Raw genomic sequence first — 16,985 nt, 5'->3', positions numbered from 1 at the left:
GTCGTGGTGTGATTTGCGTCGGTGTCCGCGCGGCTCGGTATACTGATACGGCTCAAACTATGGCGCTGCCCGCAGGCGCGCCGTCCGTCAGATGAGGAGTCGCCCATGACCCAGCCCCTGCCCTGGGAAAAGAACACTGCCGCGCCCGTGTCGCCCGCGCCGGAGCCCGTGCCGCTCGATGCGTACACCGTCCCCGCCGCGCCGGAACCCGAGCTCGTTCCGCTCGACATCTACGACGCCCCGGCTCCGGCGCCCAAGCCCGCCAAGCCGTTCGTCGATATCGATAGCCTGAACCCCGCCCAGCGCGAGGCGGTCCTGACCACCGAGGGCCCGCTGCTGGTCCTTGCCGGCGCCGGCTCGGGCAAGACCCGCGTCCTGACCTTCCGCATCGCACATATGCTTGGCGACCTGGGCGTTAAGCCCTGGCAGGTCCTGGCCATCACGTTTACCAACAAGGCCGCGGCCGAGATGCGCGAGCGTCTGGCAGCACTCATCCCCAGTGGCACCCGCGGCATGTGGGTGTGCACCTTCCACGCCATGTGCGTGCGCATGCTGCGCGAGGACGCCGACCTGCTGGGCTACACCGGTCAGTTCACCATCTATGACGACGATGACTCAAAGCGCATGGTGCGTGACATTATGCAGGCGCTCGGCATTGAGCAAAAGCAGTTCCCCATCAACATGATCCGCAGCAAGATCAGCTCGGCCAAAAACGCCATGATTGGGCCCGAGGACATGCTCAAGAGCGCCGATAGCCCCAACGACAAAAAGGCCGCGCAGGTCTACCTGGAGCTGGAGCGCCGCCTGCGCGCCGCCAACGCGATGGACTTCGACGACCTGCTCGTGCGCGCTCTCGAGCTGCTGCGCACCCGCCCCGAGGTGCTCGATAAGTACCAGGAGCGCTTCCGCTACATTAGCGTCGACGAGTATCAGGACACCAACCACGTCCAATACGAGATCGCCAACCTGTTGGCCGCCAAGTACCAAAACCTTATGGTCGTGGGCGACGACGACCAGTCCATTTATAGCTGGCGTGGCGCCGACATCACCAATATCCTGGACTTTGAGAAGGACTTTAAAAACTGCAAGACCGTCAAGCTGGAGCAGAACTACCGCTCCACGGGTCATATCCTGAGCGCCGCCAACGCCGTGGTGCGTCACAACTCGCAGCGCAAGGACAAGCGCCTGTTTACGGCCGAGGGCGATGGCGAGAAGATCCAGGCTTTCCAGGCGAGCGACGAGCGCGACGAGGGCCGCTGGATTGCCGGCGAGATCGAAAAGCTGCACTCCAAGGGCACGAGTTACGACGACATCGCCGTGTTCTACCGCACCAACGCCCAGTCGCGTATTCTCGAAGATATGTTCCTGCGTGCGGGCGTGCCCTACAAGATCGTGGGTGGCACGCGATTCTTCGATCGTGCCGAGATCCGCGATGTCATGGCCTATCTCAAGATGATCGTGAACCCGGCCGACGAGATGAGCGTCAAGCGCGTCATCAACACGCCGCGCCGCGGCATCGGCTCCACCTCGATCCAAAAGATCGAGCAGCTGGCGCGCGACAACCGCTGCTCGTTCTTCCAAGCCTGCGAGATCGCGTGCGCCGAGACGGGCATGTTTAGCGCCAAGGTCCGCAATGGCCTGTCGAGCTTTGTGTCGCTGGTGCGCGAGGGCCGCCGCATGGACGGCGAGCTCAAGGACGTTGTCGAGATGATTGTCGACAAGACGGGCCTGCTGCAGGCCTTTCGCGCCGAGGGCACCATGGAGGCCGAGAGCCGCGCCGAGAACATCCAGGAATTCCTGGGCGTCGCCGCCGAATTTGAGGAGACGCACGAGGATATCGAGGGTACGCTCGAGAGCTTGGAAGAGCTGCGCGCGGCCGGTGTTGCCGATGTGCCGGCCGGCGCCGAGCCCGAGCCCGTTGTGGTGAGCGCACCTGCGCCCGAGCCGGGACCGTCTGCCCCGGTATCCTCGTTTGAGGCGCTCGTTGGCGCGCGTGATGCCGCAGGTTCCAATCCGCTCGATAGCCTAGCCGCTCCGGTACTCCCGCCGCAGGACGCCCTGGCTGCCGCCATCGCGGGCAACGCGTATGCCGCGCCGACGGAGATGCCGGCGGGTGCCGTGCATGCCGACGAGATCGAGCGCACCTACGGTCCGCTCACCTGTAAGGCGCTTCCTGCTCTCATGGAGTGGCTGGCCCTGCGCTCCGACTTGGATTCCCTGGCCGGCGAGACGCATGCCATCACCATGATGACCATCCACTCTGCCAAGGGCCTGGAGTTCCCGGCGGTGTTCGTGGCCGGCATGGAGGAGGGCATCTTCCCGCACGTGCACGACTTTGGCGGCAGCGATGACCCGGGCAAGCTCGAGGAGGAGCGTCGCCTGGCCTACGTCGCCATCACGCGTGCCCGCAAGCGCCTGTTCCTGACCTATGCGGCCACGCGTCGCACCTACGGCTCGACCTCTGCCAACCCGCGCTCGCGCTTCCTTAACGAGATTCCGTTTGAGGATATCGAGTTTAGCGGCATCGGTTCTGCCGGTTTTGAGGGCACGGGCTGGGAAAAGCGCGGCGACCGTCACGGCACCTTTGGCTCGGGCATGGGCTCGGATATGTATGGCGGCAAGGTGTTTGGTTCGCATACGCGCTCGACCGGCGGCTCCGGCTCGCGCGGCGGGTCGAGCTTTGACGACTTCTTTGGCGGCAGCAGCTATGGGACCGAGCGCCATCGTGGGGTTTCGCCTGACGCCGGCCGCGTTGCCTCGACCTTTGGCTCGGGCGCGCCGCGAGCCAAAAAGCCGTCGTCCAAGGTGTCGCCGACGGTGGAGCGCAAGGTCGATCGCACCAGCGCGTCGCAGGACTTTGCCGCGGGCGATACCGTGAGTCACAAGACCTTTGGCACGGGTACCGTGATCTCGGTCGCCGGAGACATGATCGAGGTGCAATTCGAAAAGACCGGCCAGACCAAAAAGCTAATGAAGGGCTTTGCACCTATAGTGAAACTGACCTAGGCGGCTTTCCCAGGCACGGCACCTCGGCCTTCAATCGTCGGGCATGACCTCAAGGTCTATGCCCTCCTCTTTCAGGCCGATCTGCCGCACCTGGAAAACCCGTACATCCGGCTAGGCGGGCGCGCCGGGGGCTTTGGTCGCCTGCTCGGACAGTCCTGCGCAAGACGGAGGCCACATTAAGTGGCCTCCTTTGCGTGCGGAACTCGCGATCGATGTTGCCCCATACGCCCGCCCAGGTCCTTGGGTAACGTTGCTGGACGAACGTCGCTTTGCTCGTCTGTTTTTTGATCTGGAGAGCCCGATGGGCTGAGAAATAGATACGAGTAGGGGCTCCCTCGTTGATGAACGGGGGAGCCCCTTCTTGCGTTTGGGTTGTTGCTGCCAGCCTGAGGCTCGCCGGGATGGGCGCGGGGTTTGGTCGATCGCGAGTTCCGCACGAGCCGGAGAGCACTTAATGTGCTCTCCGTGCGAGCAGGACTGTCCGAGCAGGCGACCAAACCCCGCGCCCCGTCCCGGCGAGCGCTTGGGGACCGGTGACCTACAGGTGGCTGATAATCAGTTCCATATTGCCCTCGAGCTCGATTTTGTCCACGGTGCTCGGGGCCAGCAAGTGGCTTCCCTTGTGGACGGGGTCGCCGCAGACGGTGCCTTCGCCGTCGACGACCGACAGGCACATGAAGGGCCAGCGCTGATCGAGGGTCTTGTTGCCGTCGACGCGCACGCGATCGACGGTGTAGCAGGGGTTGGACTCGAGCTCGGTCACGCCGTCGATCTCGGGTGCGGTCACGGTGCCGTCGGTCGGAGCCTGGACATCAAAATCGATGCAGTCGAGGCTCTGCTCAATGTGCAGAGGGCGAAGCTTGCCGTCGGTGCCGGGGCGGTCGTAGTCGTACAGGCGATAGGTCACGTCGCTCGACTGCTGCGTCTCCAAAATGAGCGTGCCGGTCTTGATGGCGTGCACGGTACCGGAATCAATCTGGAAAAAGTCGCCCTTGTGGATCGGCAGCACGTTGAGCATGTCGTCCCAGCGGCCGTCTTCGATCATCTGTGCAGCCTCGGCGCGGTCCTTGGCGCGCTGGCCGACGATGATCGTGGCACCGGGCTCGCAGTCCAGTACATACCAGCACTCGGTTTTGCCCAGGCTGCCGTTCTCGTGCTCGGCGGCGTACTCGTCGTTGGGATGAATCTGGATCGAAAGGTCGTCCTTGGCGTCCAGAATCTTAATGAGCAGCGGGAACTCCTTGCCCTCGCAGTCGCCAAAGAGCTCACGGTGCTCGGCCCACAGCCACGACAGCGTGTGACCGGCATACGGGCCCTCCGCAATCTGGCAGTCGCCGTTGGGATGGGCCGAGATGGCCCAGCACTCACCGATGGGACCTTCGGGAATGTCGTAGCCAAATACGGTCTCCAGCTGGCGGCCGCCCCAGATCTTCTCGTGGAAGATCGGCGTGAGTTTAATCAAATCGGACATATGCATACTCCCATAAGGTTGTGCGGGTGCCGCGTAAGACAGCTCAAAACGAGCACCCACCGGATTACAAAACTAGGCCAGCGTTACGTTGTGCAGATCAAAGCGGTCGCCTACGTTGTGCGAGATAGAATATTCAAACGCGGTGCCGCTATCCAAAAAGCCAATCTGGTTGAGCTCGAGCAGGGGAGAGCCGCGTTTGGTGTCCAGGCGCTCAGCCTCTTCCTCGGTTGCCGCTACGGCGCGAATGGTGCGGTGGAAGCTCGAAATCTTCAGCCCGCATTGCTCGCGGATGAAGCTGTAGACCGATCCATACAGGTCTTTCTTTTTAAGGCCCGGAATCAGCTCGAGGGGCATGTAGGTGTACTCGATAACGATGGGCTTCTCGTCGACCTGGCGCACGCGCACGATGTGATAGGCAAAGTCGTCCTCGGCAATTCCCAGCTGGGCAGCGACGTCTGCTGGCGGATTGACAATCGAGAAATCGTAGACCACCGAGGTCACCTTCTCCCCACGGTGCTCATGCGAAAAGCCCTGGGCACGGTCGTTCTTGCCCTGGAAAAACGCCTTGCCGGGAAGCCCCGCCGTGTCCTTAACGTAGGTGCCCGATCCGCGCCGGCTGGTAATAAGGCCTTCCTCGGTAATCTGCTCAATCGCTCGTTTGACGGTGATTTTAGAAACGCTATAGAGCTCGCAGAACTCAACGACGGTGGGCAGCTTGTCGCCCGGCTTTAGAGCGCCGTCCTCGATGCTTCGACGGATATCTGCAGCTATTGCCTCGTATTTGGGAATCATGGAACCTCCTTTCCGGCTTGATTGAGTATAAAAGAAAGTATAGTCAACACCTAAGCATCCCTATTGCGTTTTTGAAAAGTTCGAGAAAGAGAATATCTAAAAACGCTTTTCTTATTAAATAAAAGCGCCTTAAAACGAAATACAATCGAATATTGTCGTATTGAGCAGATTGATTAGTCTGGGGACGGGGCCGAGTCGTGTTGCCGTCTAACGAACTGAATCTCATGCGCTGCGTTTCCCCAGATAAAACCTGCCAAAACAAACCTGTTCCTTTTTGGTAGGTTTTTGCCTTGGGAGCGGTACCATACAGGCAATGTTTAAACGAGAAAGGTGGGCTCCCATGGAACCTAAGCAGTACTATATCGGCATTGACGTCGGCGGCACTTCGGTTAAGGAGGGCCTGTTCGACGAAGACGGTAACCTGCTTGCCAAGGCCAGCGTGCCTACGCCTCCCATCGTTGACGCTGCGGGCTTTGCCGCGGTGACCGAGGCTATCGACCAGGTGGTCGCCAAAGCCCAGATTCCGCGTGCCTTTGTGGCGGGTATTGGCCTGGCCGTTCCGTGCCCCATCCCGGCATCGGGCGATGCCAAGGTCAAGGCCAACATTGCCATTAACCTGCCCGAGCTGAGGATCGCCATTCAGGAGCACTGCCCCGACGCGGTCGTTAAGTACGAAAACGATGCCAACGCCGCTGCCATGGGCGAGGCCTGGCTCGGCTCTGCCAAGGGCGTGCAGAACGTCGTGATGGTCACCATCGGTACCGGCGTGGGCGGCGGCGTTATCGTCAACGGCGACGTGGTGTCGGGCGTTGTGGGTGCTGGCGGCGAGATTGGCCACATGTGCCTGAATCCGGCTGAGGAGCGCACTTGCGGCTGCGGCGGCCATGGCCATCTGGAGCAGTATTCCAGCGCCACCGGCGTGGTGAACAACTACCTTGCCGAGTGCAAGAAGGCGGGCGTCGAGCCCATCGAGCTCACCGGCCCCTCCGATTCCAAGGACGTGTTCCAGGCCTGCCGCGAGGGCGACAAGCTCGCGCTGGCAGCTGCCGATACCATGGCCGACTATCTCGGCCGTGCCCTGGCGCTTATTGCCAACGTGGTTGATCCCGAGATGTTCCTCATCGGCGGCGGCGCCTCCGCCTCGGCCGATGTCTACCTCGACAAGGTTCGCGAGCGCTTTAAGCAGTACGCGCTTTCCGCCTCGCGCGAGACGCCCGTCAGGGTCGCCTCGCTCGGCAACGACGCCGGCATCATCGGTGCCGCCTACGTAGCCCTGCGCGCCGCCGGTAAATAGCTGGTGCGGGGGCAGGTGGTGAAAGGGGGGGGCAGGCTTCGTCCCTGACCTCGCCTCAGCGCTTGCCCCAAATTGTGCCGCGACCCTTCCATCTCATAAGGTTCGGCGTCAGCGTGCTACCATAGCTACGTCCAAGTACACATATCAAGTGGAGGATATCCATGGCAAACGTTCTTGTCTTTGGTCACCAGAACCCCGATAACGACGCCATCATGAGCGCCGTCGTCCTGTCCCAGCTGCTCAACCAGGTTGAGTATGCCGGCAACACCTACGAGGCCTGCGCCCTTGGTCAGCTTCCGGCCGAGTCCGCCAAGCTGCTTGCCGACGCCGGCATTGCCGAGCCCCGCGTGATCGAGTCCGTCGAGGACGGTCAGCTCGTCGTTCTCACCGACCACAACGAGTCTGCCCAGTCCGTTGCCGGCCTTAAGGATGCCACGGTCTTTGGTGTCGTCGATCATCACCGCATCGGCGACTTCGAGACCGCCGGCCCGCTGCACTACATCTGCCTGCCCTGGGGCTCCAGCTGCACCATCGTCACCAAGCTCGCCGGCGTGCTCGGCGTTGAGCTTTCCGACGTCCAGGCCAAGCTGCTGCTCTCGGCCATGATGACCGACACGCTCATGCTCAAGAGCCCCACCACCACCGATGTCGACCGCGCCGTCGCTGCTAAGCTCGGCGAGCAGGTGGGCGTCGACCCGGTCAAGTTTGGCATGGAGGTCTTCCTCACCCGTCCGTCCGGCTCCTTCACCGCAGCCGAGATGGTCGGCAACGACATCAAGATGTTCGAGCCCGCTGGCAAGAAGCTGCTCATCGGCCAGTACGAGACCGTCGACAAGAGCCGCGCACTCGGCATGATCGACGAGATCCGCGAGGCCATGCGCGCCTACGCCGCCGAGAAGGGTGCCGACGGCATCGTCCTGTGCATCACCGACATCATGGAGGAGGGCTCGCAGGTCCTGCTCGAGGGCGAGACCGAGGCCGCTCAGAAGGGCCTGGACATTGCCGACGAGCACGACGGCGTCTGGATGCCGGGCGTCCTCTCCCGTAAGAAGCAGGTCGCTGCCCCCATCATGGCCGCCTGCTAGGTTTAGTTGACCGAACGCCACGACCGGATCGCGGACGCCCCGCGCTCCGGTCGTTTTTTGTGCACGGAACCGCGTTGTCTCTTGGACAGGCGTGCCCGTGCCGGTGGGCAAATAATGTTCAACCTGTGGTTCCGCTTTTCGGCTGCACTTGCGCGCATGTCGTGCAGGGTAGGCTAGATGCAAGCGTAATACGTTGGAGCGCGGCGCCGCCACTTGGGCGGGCCGTGCTTTTTTAAGACGGGAACCCTCCCGTGAAAGGAGCCGCCCATGGCAGCACCCGAGCAGCTGTTCAACGTCCGTGAGCGCAAGCGTTTTGAGCGTCACGACATTTGGGAGCGCATTGCCGAGAACGGCACGATTTCCGCCGCCGTCATGGTCTGCGCCGCCATCGCCGCCGTCATCTGCGCCAACACTGATGCCTACGAGGCCATCCATCACTTTTTGGAGACCCCGCTGTATGTGGGTCTGGGGCATTTGACGGCTGGCCTTTCCGTCGAGCTTTTCGTCAACGACTTCCTCATGGCGATCTTCTTTTTGTTGGTGGGCATTGAGCTCAAGTACGAGATGACGGTCGGCGAGCTCAAGAATCCGCGTCAGGCCATGCTTCCCATGCTGGCGGCCGTTGGCGGCGTCGTCGTTCCCGCCTGCATCTACCTGATCTTTAACCATGCCGGCGCCCGCAATGGTTGGGCTATCCCCATGGCAACCGATATTGCCTTTGCGCTGGGTGTGCTGTCGCTTTTGGGCAATCGCGTTCCCAACGGCGTGCGCGTGTTCTTCTCGACACTCGCCATCGCCGACGACCTCATCTCCATCGCCGCCATCGCCATCTTCTACGGTCAGAGCCCCAATCCGTTTTGGTTGGGCGCCGCCGCGCTTGTGACCTGCGCACTCGTGTGGCTCAACAAGACGCAGCATTACCGCCTTGCCCCATATTCGGTACTGGGTCTGCTGTTGTGGTTCTGCATGTTCAAGAGCGGCGTGCATGCCACGCTCGCTGGCGTCATCTTGGCCTTTACCATCCCGGCCAAGTGTGGCGTCAAGCTCGATAACCTCACCGATTGGTTGGGCGAGTGCCTGCCGCTGCTCGATGACCGCTACGACGATGAGGCACACATCCTGGGCCAGCACGACTTTACCGTCTCGACCACTAAGGTCGAGCGCGTCATGCACCGCGTGACCCCGCCGCTCATCCGCATGGAGCGTCTGATCTCCACGCCGGTCAACTTTGTGATCCTGCCGATCTTTGCGTTCGTGAACGCACAGGTTCGCCTGGTGGGCGTGGACATGAGCACGCTGCTCACCGACCCGGTGACGCTCGGCGTGTACTTTGGCATGCTGCTGGGCAAGCCGATCGGTATTTTTGGCATGACGTTTGCCCTGGTTAAGCTTAGGGCCTGCGAGCTGCCGCACAATGTCAACTGGCACATGATTGCCGGTGTGGGCATTCTGGGCGGCATCGGCTTTACCATGTCGATTCTCATCAGCGGCCTTGCCTTCCCGACGGCTCAGTTTGAGGTTCTGGCTGCCAAGGCCGCCATCCTTGCCGGTTCGGTCACCGCTGCCGTGCTCGGCATGATCTACATGTGCGTGGTCTGCAAACATCCCGCGCCCAAGGGTGAGTAAAAGCTCATACAAGTTCGAAAACGCCGCCTATGAACATCATCACAGGCGGCGTTTTAGTCATTGGGGACGTTCTTAAATGACTAGTCGAGAGGGACACTCTTCGCGAGTGACCGAAAAGGGCCGTCCCAAACTGTCGGCACAAAAGGAACGCCCCCAAGTGCCGCATGTCATCTGGGAAGACTGTCCCCAACAACTAGTCGTTTAAGAACGTCCCCAATGACTAGGTTTATTCCACGGTGCCGTAGACGGCGCCCCAGCCGTGGGCGGCCAAGGCGGAGTTGAGCTGGTCGCAGAGTGACTGGCGGTCGTAATAGCCGGGCGGTAGCAGGTTGACGATTTCCATGAGATCGGGTGCCAGGTCCAAGATTTCGGCCTGTACGATCAGATCCAGGCGATCGATGGCGTGGCGGTCGTAAAACAGCCCGTCGACCAGGCGTTGCAGGTCACCGAATTCCTCGGCCTGGAACGATCCGTACTCCATAGTGCCTCCTTGGTCGCCCCACGCCGGCATGCGCGGCGATTCGTAATTCATTGCGATAGACTTAATCTATCACGGCTTCATAACGTTTCGACGGTGGCGGTCTATACTTAGAAGGACTGCAATGTACCGCTTCGCGAAAGGTCGCACCCATGCAGACGATCTACCAGAAGATGGAGACCACCGAACTCGATGCCGCCATCGAGGCGCTCAAAGCCGAGGTCGCCGAGGTCAAGGCCAAGGGCCTGGCGCTCGATATGGCCCGCGGCAAGCCGTCGCCCGCCCAGGTGGACATCTCGCGCCCCATGCTTGATATCCTCAACGCCGGCGCCGATCTGCGCGACGGCAGCGTCGACTGCTCCAACTACGGCTGCTTCGAGGGCATTCCCTCGGCACGCAAGTTGGCAGGGGAGTTCCTGGGCTGCCCCGCCGAGCAGACGCTCGTGCTGGGTTCGTCGAGCCTTTTGATCGAGCACGATATCGCCGGCATGTTCTGGCGCTGCGGCTCGTGCGGCAGCGAGCCCTGGGACGCCTACGAGGCCGCGCACGACGGCAAGAAGGTCAAGTTCCTGTGCCCCGTTCCCGGCTACGATCGCCACTTTGGCATCACCGCCGACTTGGGCATCGAGAACGTCCCCGTCGCGATGACCGACAACGGCCCCGCCATGGACGAGATCGAGCGCCTCGTTGCCGCCGACGATTCCATCAAGGGTATCTGGTGCGTGCCCAAGTATTCCAATCCCACGGGCATCACCTTTAACGAGGACACTGTGCGCCGTCTGGTCGAGATGCCCACGGCCGCGCCCGATTTCCGCATCTTTTGGGACAACGCCTACTGCGTGCACGACCTGTACGACGAGCCAGACGAGCTCGCAAACATCTTTGACCTCGCTCGGGTGGCGGGCACCGAGGATCGCGTGGTGGCCTTTGCCTCGACGTCCAAGATCACCTTCCCGGGCGCCGGCATCGGCTTTATCGGTGCGAGCCCCGCGGTCATCGCCGAGTTCTCCAAGCGCCTGAAGGCCGGCCTCATCAGCGCCGACAAGCTCAACCAGCTGCGTCATGTGCGCTTCCTTCCCACCATCGAGGCGGTCAAGGAGCACATGAAAAAGCATGCCGAGTTCCTGCGCCCGCGCTTTGAGGCCGTCGAGCGCAAGCTCACCGAGGGCTTGGGCGACACGGGCTGTGCCACCTGGACGCACCCCCGCGGCGGCTACTTTGTTAGCTTTGATGGTCCCGAGGGCTCGGCCCAGAAGGTCGCCGCGCTTTGCGCCGACCTGGGCGTCAAGCTCACGCCGGCCGGTGCCACTTGGCCCTATGGCAAGGACCCGCGCGACACCAACATCCGCATCGCGCCGAGCTATCCCACGGTCGAGGACCTGGAGGCCGCGCTCGATGTGCTGGTGCTGGCCGTTAAGCTTGTCGCTGCCGAGCTTGCGCGTGCCGAGCGCGCCTAACGCGCGGCTTCCCGTACTATCCGAACTTTCAATACGTAAAGGAGCGTATACATGGATTTGGGTATTTCCACCAACCCCACGCCAGAGCTCTACACCATTAAGGTAACCGGCGAGATCGATATCTCTAACGCCGATAGCCTGCGCAATGCCATCGACCTGGCGCTCGAGCAGCCTACTGAGGCCGTTGAGCTCGATTTTGCCCAGGTGAGCTACATCGATTCGACGGGCATTGGCGTGCTCGTGGGCGCCGCGCACCACGCGGTCGACCACGGCAAGCGCTTTAGCTGCACCAATGTGCAGCCCCCGGTGATGCGCGTGGTTCAGCTGTTGGGTGTCGACCAGGAGATTTCGATCACCGCTGCATAATCTTGGCCCCAAAAGGGCGTGCCGTTTGGCATATGTTTGTGATGCGCTCGGACGTTTTGGCGTCCGGGCGCTATACTTGACCGAATGAATAGACGAGTTCCGGCCGAATGGCGCGGTGCGGGCTCGACTCACATCGAGCCTTGGAGGTATGTGTGTTTGGTATTGGAGAGGGTGAGCTCGCGATCATCGTGGTCTTCGGCTTTTTGCTGTTTGGCCCGGATAAGCTCCCGCAGATGGGCCGCACGATCGGCCGTGCCATCCGTCAGTTCCGCGAGACGCAGGAAAAGATGACGGCTGTTGTTCAGTCCGAGATCATCGATCCGGTAAGCGAGGCCGCGTCGGCCCCGGTCAAGCCCAAGAAGGCTGCCGTCGATGACGATTCCGATGCGGACGAGGATGCTGCCGAGACGGCAGCGCCCGCCAAGAAGGAGACCTTTGCCGAGCGTCGCGCCCGTCTTGCTGCCGAGAAGGCCGCAAGCGAGGGTGCTGCTGAGGGCGAAGGTGCTGCTGAGGAGCCTGCGACCGAGGGCGCCGGCGCCGGGTCCGCCGATGCCGCCGCCGAGTCCGCTTCCGCTGCCGAGCCGGAGCCCGAGCCGGCAGAGCCCACGACGGCCGATCTCTATGCCCGTCGTCCCCGCAAGCGCAAGGCCGTCGTTGACCAGCTCGCCCGCGAGCTCGAGGCCGAGGACGAAGCCGCTGCCGCCGACGCCCCGAAGGGAGGCGATGAGTAATGCCTATCGGACCTGCACGAATGCCGCTCTTCGATCATTTGGGAGAGCTTCGTCGCCGTCTGACCATCGTGGTCGTATCGGTGTTTGCCGCCGCTATCGTGCTGTATTTCGCCACGCCCGTGGTGCTCGACATCCTGGAAGACCCCATCCGCTCCTTTGTGCCGGACGGTAAGTTCTACATCACCACCACGCTCGGCGGTTTTGGCTTGCGCTTCTCGCTGGCCATCAAGATGGCCGTGGTCATGTGCACGCCCATGATTATCTGGCAGATCCTGGCATTTTTCCTGCCGGCGCTGCGCCCCAACGAGCGCAAGTGGGTCGTGCCCACGGTGCTCGCCTCGACGGTGCTGTTCTTCCTGGGCACAATCTTTTGCTACTTCATCATCATCCCTGCGGGCTTTGAGTGGCTCATCGGCGAGACCTCGGCCGTCGCTACGGCGCTGCCCGACCTGGAGAACTACGTCAACATGGAGCTGCTCTTTATGATCGGCTTTGGCGTGGCGTTTGAACTGCCGCTCATCATCTTCTACCTGTCCGTGTTCCACATCGTGTCCTACGCGGCCTTCCGCAGCGCCTGGCGCTACGTGTACGTGGGCCTGCTCGTGGGTTCGGCTGTGATCACGCCCGACGGCTCGCCCGTCACCCTGGGCCTTATGTACGGCGCCCTGCTCTCGCTCTACGAGATCTCGCTCGCTATCGCCCGCGTGGTCATTACCGCGCGCGAGGGCAAGGAGGGCCTGTTCGTGAGCCGTCTGGACCTGTTCTCGGACGACGAGGACGATGAGGAGTAAATCGGTATGCACGAGGTTGGCATTGTCAACGGCATACTCGATACGGTGATTCGCGCGGCGCGTGGGGCGGGGGCCTCGCGCGCCGTTTTGGTAACGCTACGTATCGGGGATATGACCGAGGTGGTGCGCGAGGCGCTTGACTTTGCGTGGGAGACGTTTCGCGATGAGGACCCGCTCACGCAGGACTGCGAGCTCGCGGTTGAGGAGATTCACCCACAAAGTGAATGCCTGGACTGCGGCGAGGTCTTCGACCACGATCGCTTCCACTGTCGCTGTCCCCAGTGTGGTGGCGCCAACGTGCGCCTACTGCACGGTCGCGAGCTCGATATCGCGAGTATCGAAATCGAAACCCCCGACGATTAGCCCACCAGCCACCTGGGAACGGGGTATAAAGGGGCCAAAGTAAGGAGCGCTAAGTATGGCCGAGAAAACGATTGATATTGCATCGCCGATTCTGTCGCGCAACGAGCGCCTGGCAGATCAGCTGCGTCAGAGATTTAATGAGACAAACACCTATGTGGTCAATGTGCTGTCGAGCCCCGGTTCGGGCAAGACCACTACGATTCTGGGCACCAACGAGCGCCTGCGCGACAAGGCGGGCCTGCGTTGCGCCGTCATCGAGGGCGATATCGCCTCGGACGTCGACGCCATCACCATGAAGGAAGCCGGCATGCCCGCCATCCAGATCAACACGGGCGGCCTGTGCCACCTCGAGGGCAACATGATCATGGAGGCCGTCGACGCCTTCGACCAGGCGGTGGGTCTGGAAAACATTGACGTCATCTTTATTGAAAACGTGGGTAACCTGGTCTGCCCAGTCGACTTTGACTTGGGCGAGAACCTGTCCATCATGATCCTCTCGGTGCCCGAGGGCGACGACAAGCCCATCAAGTACCCGGGCATCTTCCAACACGCCGGCGCACAGCTGCTCAACAAGGTCGATGTGGCCCCGGCTTTCGATTTTGACATGGATAGGTATACTAAGACACTCGATGACCTCAATCCGCAGGCGCCGCGGTTTGCCGTGAGCGCGCGCAAGGGCGAGGGCATGGATGCCTGGTGCGATTGGCTCATCGGGCAGATTGAGCAAGCAAGGGCGTAAGTCGGCCGCCATGAGCGCGGGCGTAGCCGCAGAGATACGAGATAGGAGCCTCTTTTGAAGCTCATCATCGCAGAGAAAAATGACGCCGCGCGTCAGATCGCCGAGCGGCTGTCCACGGGTAAGCCCAAAAAGGACAAGGTGTACAACACCGCCATCTACCGTTTTGAGTGGAAGGGCGAGGAGTGCGTGACCATTGGCCTTGCCGGTCACATCCTGGCGCCCGATTTTTGCGACAGCGTGCTGTTCGATAAAAAGCTGGGTTGGTATTCGGTGACCGAGGACGGCGAGATGCTGCCGGCCGACATGCCCGACGGCCTAGCTCGTCCGCCCTACGACACCAAGCGCAAGCCGTTCCTTGCCGACGGCATCTCCATCAAGGGCTGGAAGCTCGAGAGCCTGCCTTACCTCACCTGGGCGCCCGTCATTAAGCTACCGGCCGAGAAGGAGCTCATTCGTTCGCTCAAGAACCTCGCTAAAAAGTCCGACAGCGTCATCATCGCCACGGACTTCGACCGCGAGGGCGAGCTGATTGGCTCGGACGCCCTCAACAAGGTGCGTGAGGTGGCGCCCGATTTGCCGGTTGCCCGCGCCCAGTACTCTTCGTTTACCAAGGCCGAGATCACGCAGGCCTTCGATAATCTCGTCTCGCTCGACCAGAACCTGGCCGATGCCGGTGAGAGCCGCCAGCACATCGACCTCATTTGGGGCGCGGTGCTCACGCGCTATCTGACGCTCGCCAAGTTCGGCGGCTTTGGCAACGTGCGCTCCGCCGGCCGCGTGCAGACACCGACGCTTGCCCTGGTGGTCGAGCGCGAGCGCGAGCGCATGGCGTTTGTGCCCGAGGACTATTGGCAGATTCGCGGCATGGGTGCCGCGCAGGGCGCTGCCGAGGACGATCGCTTTAAGATCGCGCACAAGACAGCGCGCTTTACCGACAAAGATGCTGCCGAGATGGCGTACGGCCACGTCGACGGCGCTACGACGGCGACCGTTGCCGCGGTGACCAAGCGCTCGCGTAAGCAGCAGCCGCCCACGCCGTTTGCGACGACCTCGCTGCAGGCTGCCGCCGCGGCCGAGGGCATCTCGCCTGCGCGTACGATGCGCATCGCCGAGTCCCTCTACATGGCCGGTCTCATCAGCTACCCGCGTGTCGACAACACCGTGTATCCCGCGACGCTCGATCTGGGCGCCGTGGTGAGCGACCTGGCAAAGATCAACCCGGCGCTGGCGCCCGTGTGCAAAAAGGTGCTCGCCGGCCCCATGAAGCCCACGCGCGGCAAGGTCGAGACCACCGACCACCCGCCCATCTATCCCACGGGCGAGGGCGATCCGTCCACGCTCGATGGCGGCCAGCGCAAGCTCTACGACCTCATTGCCCGCCGCTTCCTGGCGACGCTCATGGGTCCCGCGACCATCGAGAACACCAAGCTCGAGCTCGACGTCAACGGCGAGCCGTTCGTGGCTTCGGGCGACGTGCTCGTGACCCCGGGCTTCCGCGAGGCCTACCCGTATGGCCTCAAGCGCGACGAGCAGATGCCGCCGCTCGAGCAGGGCGATACGGTCGATGTGTTCGACATTAAGCTCGAGGCCAAGCAGACCGAGCCGCCCGCGCGCTACAGCCAGGGCAAGCTCGTGCAGGAGATGGAAAAGCGCGGCCTGGGCACCAAGTCCACACGCGCGAGCATCATCGAGCGCCTGTATGCCGTGCGCTACCTCAAAAACGATCCCGTGGAGCCGAGTCAGCTGGGTATCGCCATCATTGATGCGCTGTCGCAGTTTGCCCCGCGCATCACGAGCCCCGATATGACCAGCGAGCTCGACGGCGACATGACCCGCGTGGAGCGTGGCGAGGACACCGAAGAGCATGTCGTGACGCACTCGCGCGCGCTGCTGGCCGGCGTGCTCGACGAGCTGCTCAAGCATACGCAGGAGCTGGGCGACGCCATCAGCGACGCCGTCACGGCCGATGCGCGCGTGGGCGCTTGCCCCAAGTGCGGCAAGGATCTGGTTATGAAGACGAGCGCCAAGACCCGCGGCAGCTTTATCGGCTGCATGGGCTGGCCCGACTGCGATGTGACCTATCCGGTGCCGAGCGGCGTCAAGGTGAGCCCGCTCGAAGGCGAGGCCGCCGTGTGCCCCGAGTGCGGCGCGCCGCGCATCAAGTGCCAGCCGTTCCGCCAGAAGGCCTTCGAGATCTGCGTGAACCCCACGTGCCCCACCAACTACGAGCCCGACCTTAAGGTGGGCGAGTGCAAGGTGTGCGCCGAGGCAGGATGCCATGGCGACCTGATCGCGCACAAGAGCGAGAAGAGCGGCAAGCGCTTTATCCGCTGCACCAACTATGACGATTGCGGCGTGAGCTATCCGCTGCCGGCGCGTGGTAAGCTCGAGGCGACGGGCGAGACCTGCCCCGAGTGCGGCGCGCCCATCGTGGTGGTCAATACGGCGCGCGGTCCGTGGCGCATCTGCGTCAACATGGATTGCCCGACCAAGGAGAAGAAGCCCGCCCGCGGCCGCAAGACTGCGACCAAGGCGAGCACGGCGAAGAAGACGACCGCGGCCAAGAAGACGACGGCTAAGAAAGCCACTGCCGCCAAGAAGACGACCGCGAAGAGGTCGACTGCCAAGAAAACAGCCGCCGACAAGTAACGGCGCAGCCGAAACATTGCCTAAAAAAACGAGCGAGGGTCCCATGATCCTCGCTCGTTTTTTTGGGTAGTCATTGGGGACGTTCTTTAATGACTAGTCGTTTAAGAACGTCCATTACAGTCGAAATTGTCAGCCCG

General features: G+C 62.2%; 14 protein-coding genes. 11 read left to right on the top strand and 3 right to left on the bottom strand.

Features of this window, described 5'->3' with window-relative positions:
• Positions 1 to 105: 105 nt before the first annotated feature.
• A complete protein-coding gene (locus DWW12_RS08335) occupies positions 106 to 3,006 on the top strand; it encodes an ATP-dependent helicase (protein WP_117855713.1) in 2,901 nt (966 codons plus the stop codon).
• A gap of 538 nt (positions 3,007 to 3,544) precedes the next feature.
• Here the strand turns inward: DWW12_RS08335 and DWW12_RS08330 are convergent.
• Together DWW12_RS08330 and DWW12_RS08325 are read right to left on the bottom strand one after the other, a co-directional pair.
• Complete coding sequence (locus tag DWW12_RS08330; protein WP_369832442.1) at positions 3,545 to 4,477, bottom strand: type I phosphomannose isomerase catalytic subunit; 933 nt, start codon at positions 4,475 to 4,477, stop codon at positions 3,545 to 3,547.
• Between the two features lie 72 nt (positions 4,478 to 4,549).
• Positions 4,550 to 5,269 (bottom strand): GntR family transcriptional regulator, encoded by a 720-nt coding sequence (locus DWW12_RS08325; RefSeq protein ID WP_117855711.1) that lies wholly within the window; start codon positions 5,267 to 5,269, stop codon positions 4,550 to 4,552.
• A gap of 340 nt (positions 5,270 to 5,609) precedes the next feature.
• Here DWW12_RS08325 and DWW12_RS08320 point away from each other — a divergent pair, with 340 nt between their 5' ends.
• The 3 genes from DWW12_RS08320 (at position 5,610) to nhaA (ending at position 9,274) form a co-directional block, all read left to right on the top strand.
• Complete coding sequence (locus DWW12_RS08320) at positions 5,610 to 6,563, top strand: ROK family protein (RefSeq protein ID WP_233544278.1); 954 nt, start codon at positions 5,610 to 5,612, stop codon at positions 6,561 to 6,563.
• A 161-nt stretch (positions 6,564 to 6,724) separates the two neighbouring features.
• On the top strand, positions 6,725 to 7,648 hold the full coding sequence (locus DWW12_RS08315) for a manganese-dependent inorganic pyrophosphatase (protein WP_117855709.1): 924 nt from the start codon (positions 6,725 to 6,727) through the stop codon (positions 7,646 to 7,648).
• A 267-nt stretch (positions 7,649 to 7,915) separates the two neighbouring features.
• Positions 7,916 to 9,274, top strand: coding sequence for a Na+/H+ antiporter NhaA (gene nhaA / locus DWW12_RS08310; protein WP_117855708.1), 1,359 nt, complete (start codon positions 7,916 to 7,918; stop codon positions 9,272 to 9,274).
• A gap of 226 nt (positions 9,275 to 9,500) precedes the next feature.
• Here nhaA and DWW12_RS08305 read toward each other — a convergent pair whose 3' ends face one another.
• Positions 9,501 to 9,755, bottom strand: coding sequence for a hypothetical protein (locus DWW12_RS08305; RefSeq protein WP_022093864.1), 255 nt, complete (start codon positions 9,753 to 9,755; stop codon positions 9,501 to 9,503).
• 149 nt (positions 9,756 to 9,904) lie between these two features.
• Here DWW12_RS08305 and DWW12_RS08300 point away from each other — a divergent pair, with 149 nt between their 5' ends.
• The 7 genes from DWW12_RS08300 to DWW12_RS08270 all read left to right on the top strand — a co-directional run bounded on the left by DWW12_RS08300 (position 9,905) and on the right by DWW12_RS08270 (position 16,848).
• Positions 9,905 to 11,209, top strand: a complete 1,305-nt coding sequence (locus tag DWW12_RS08300; protein WP_117855707.1) for an aminotransferase class I/II-fold pyridoxal phosphate-dependent enzyme — start codon at positions 9,905 to 9,907, stop codon at positions 11,207 to 11,209.
• A gap of 51 nt (positions 11,210 to 11,260) precedes the next feature.
• Positions 11,261 to 11,575 (top strand): STAS domain-containing protein, encoded by a 315-nt coding sequence (locus tag DWW12_RS08295; protein WP_035137695.1) that lies wholly within the window; start codon positions 11,261 to 11,263, stop codon positions 11,573 to 11,575.
• 152 nt (positions 11,576 to 11,727) lie between these two features.
• Positions 11,728 to 12,306 carry a twin-arginine translocase TatA/TatE family subunit gene (locus DWW12_RS08290; protein ID WP_158564433.1) on the top strand — a complete coding sequence of 193 codons (579 nt, stop codon included), beginning with the start codon at positions 11,728 to 11,730 and terminating at the stop codon, positions 12,304 to 12,306.
• Positions 12,306 to 13,097 (top strand): twin-arginine translocase subunit TatC, encoded by a 792-nt coding sequence (gene tatC, locus DWW12_RS08285; protein ID WP_199570764.1) that lies wholly within the window; start codon positions 12,306 to 12,308, stop codon positions 13,095 to 13,097. Before DWW12_RS08290 ends, tatC begins: the two co-directional genes overlap by 1 nt.
• Positions 13,098 to 13,103: 6 nt before the next feature.
• Complete coding sequence (gene hypA, locus DWW12_RS08280) at positions 13,104 to 13,460, top strand: hydrogenase maturation nickel metallochaperone HypA (protein WP_117855704.1); 357 nt, start codon at positions 13,104 to 13,106, stop codon at positions 13,458 to 13,460.
• A gap of 55 nt (positions 13,461 to 13,515) precedes the next feature.
• Complete coding sequence (gene hypB / locus DWW12_RS08275; RefSeq protein ID WP_117855703.1) at positions 13,516 to 14,199, top strand: hydrogenase nickel incorporation protein HypB; 684 nt, start codon at positions 13,516 to 13,518, stop codon at positions 14,197 to 14,199.
• Between the two features lie 54 nt (positions 14,200 to 14,253).
• A complete protein-coding gene (locus DWW12_RS08270) occupies positions 14,254 to 16,848 on the top strand; it encodes a DNA topoisomerase I (RefSeq protein ID WP_117855702.1) in 2,595 nt (864 codons plus the stop codon).
• The last annotated feature ends 137 nt before the right edge of the window (positions 16,849 to 16,985 follow it).

It is taken from the genome of Collinsella sp. AF14-35, assembly GCF_003464565.1.
GTDB lineage: Bacteria > Actinomycetota > Coriobacteriia > Coriobacteriales > Coriobacteriaceae > Collinsella.
The sequence above is the reverse complement of the archived record's forward strand: the minus strand, read 5'-3'. Positions and strand labels throughout refer to the sequence as shown.

Bases quoted from the DNA above. Each gene is read 5' to 3' on its own strand.
- DWW12_RS08335 (WP_117855713.1), top strand. From the start codon at position 106: ATGACCCAGCCCCTGCCCTGGGAAAAGAACACTGCCGCGCCCGTGTCG.
- DWW12_RS08330 (WP_369832442.1), bottom strand. From the start codon at position 4,477: ATGTCCGATTTGATTAAACTCACGCCGATCTTCCACGAGAAGATCTGG.
- DWW12_RS08325 (WP_117855711.1), bottom strand. From the start codon at position 5,269: ATGATTCCCAAATACGAGGCAATAGCTGCAGATATCCGTCGAAGCATC.
- DWW12_RS08320 (WP_233544278.1), top strand. From the start codon at position 5,610: ATGGAACCTAAGCAGTACTATATCGGCATTGACGTCGGCGGCACTTCG.
- DWW12_RS08315 (WP_117855709.1), top strand. From the start codon at position 6,725: ATGGCAAACGTTCTTGTCTTTGGTCACCAGAACCCCGATAACGACGCC.
- nhaA (WP_117855708.1), top strand. From the start codon at position 7,916: ATGGCAGCACCCGAGCAGCTGTTCAACGTCCGTGAGCGCAAGCGTTTT.
- DWW12_RS08305 (WP_022093864.1), bottom strand. From the start codon at position 9,755: ATGGAGTACGGATCGTTCCAGGCCGAGGAATTCGGTGACCTGCAACGC.
- DWW12_RS08300 (WP_117855707.1), top strand. From the start codon at position 9,905: ATGCAGACGATCTACCAGAAGATGGAGACCACCGAACTCGATGCCGCC.
- DWW12_RS08295 (WP_035137695.1), top strand. From the start codon at position 11,261: ATGGATTTGGGTATTTCCACCAACCCCACGCCAGAGCTCTACACCATT.
- tatC (WP_199570764.1), top strand. From the start codon at position 12,306: ATGCCTATCGGACCTGCACGAATGCCGCTCTTCGATCATTTGGGAGAG.
- hypA (WP_117855704.1), top strand. From the start codon at position 13,104: ATGCACGAGGTTGGCATTGTCAACGGCATACTCGATACGGTGATTCGC.
- hypB (WP_117855703.1), top strand. From the start codon at position 13,516: ATGGCCGAGAAAACGATTGATATTGCATCGCCGATTCTGTCGCGCAAC.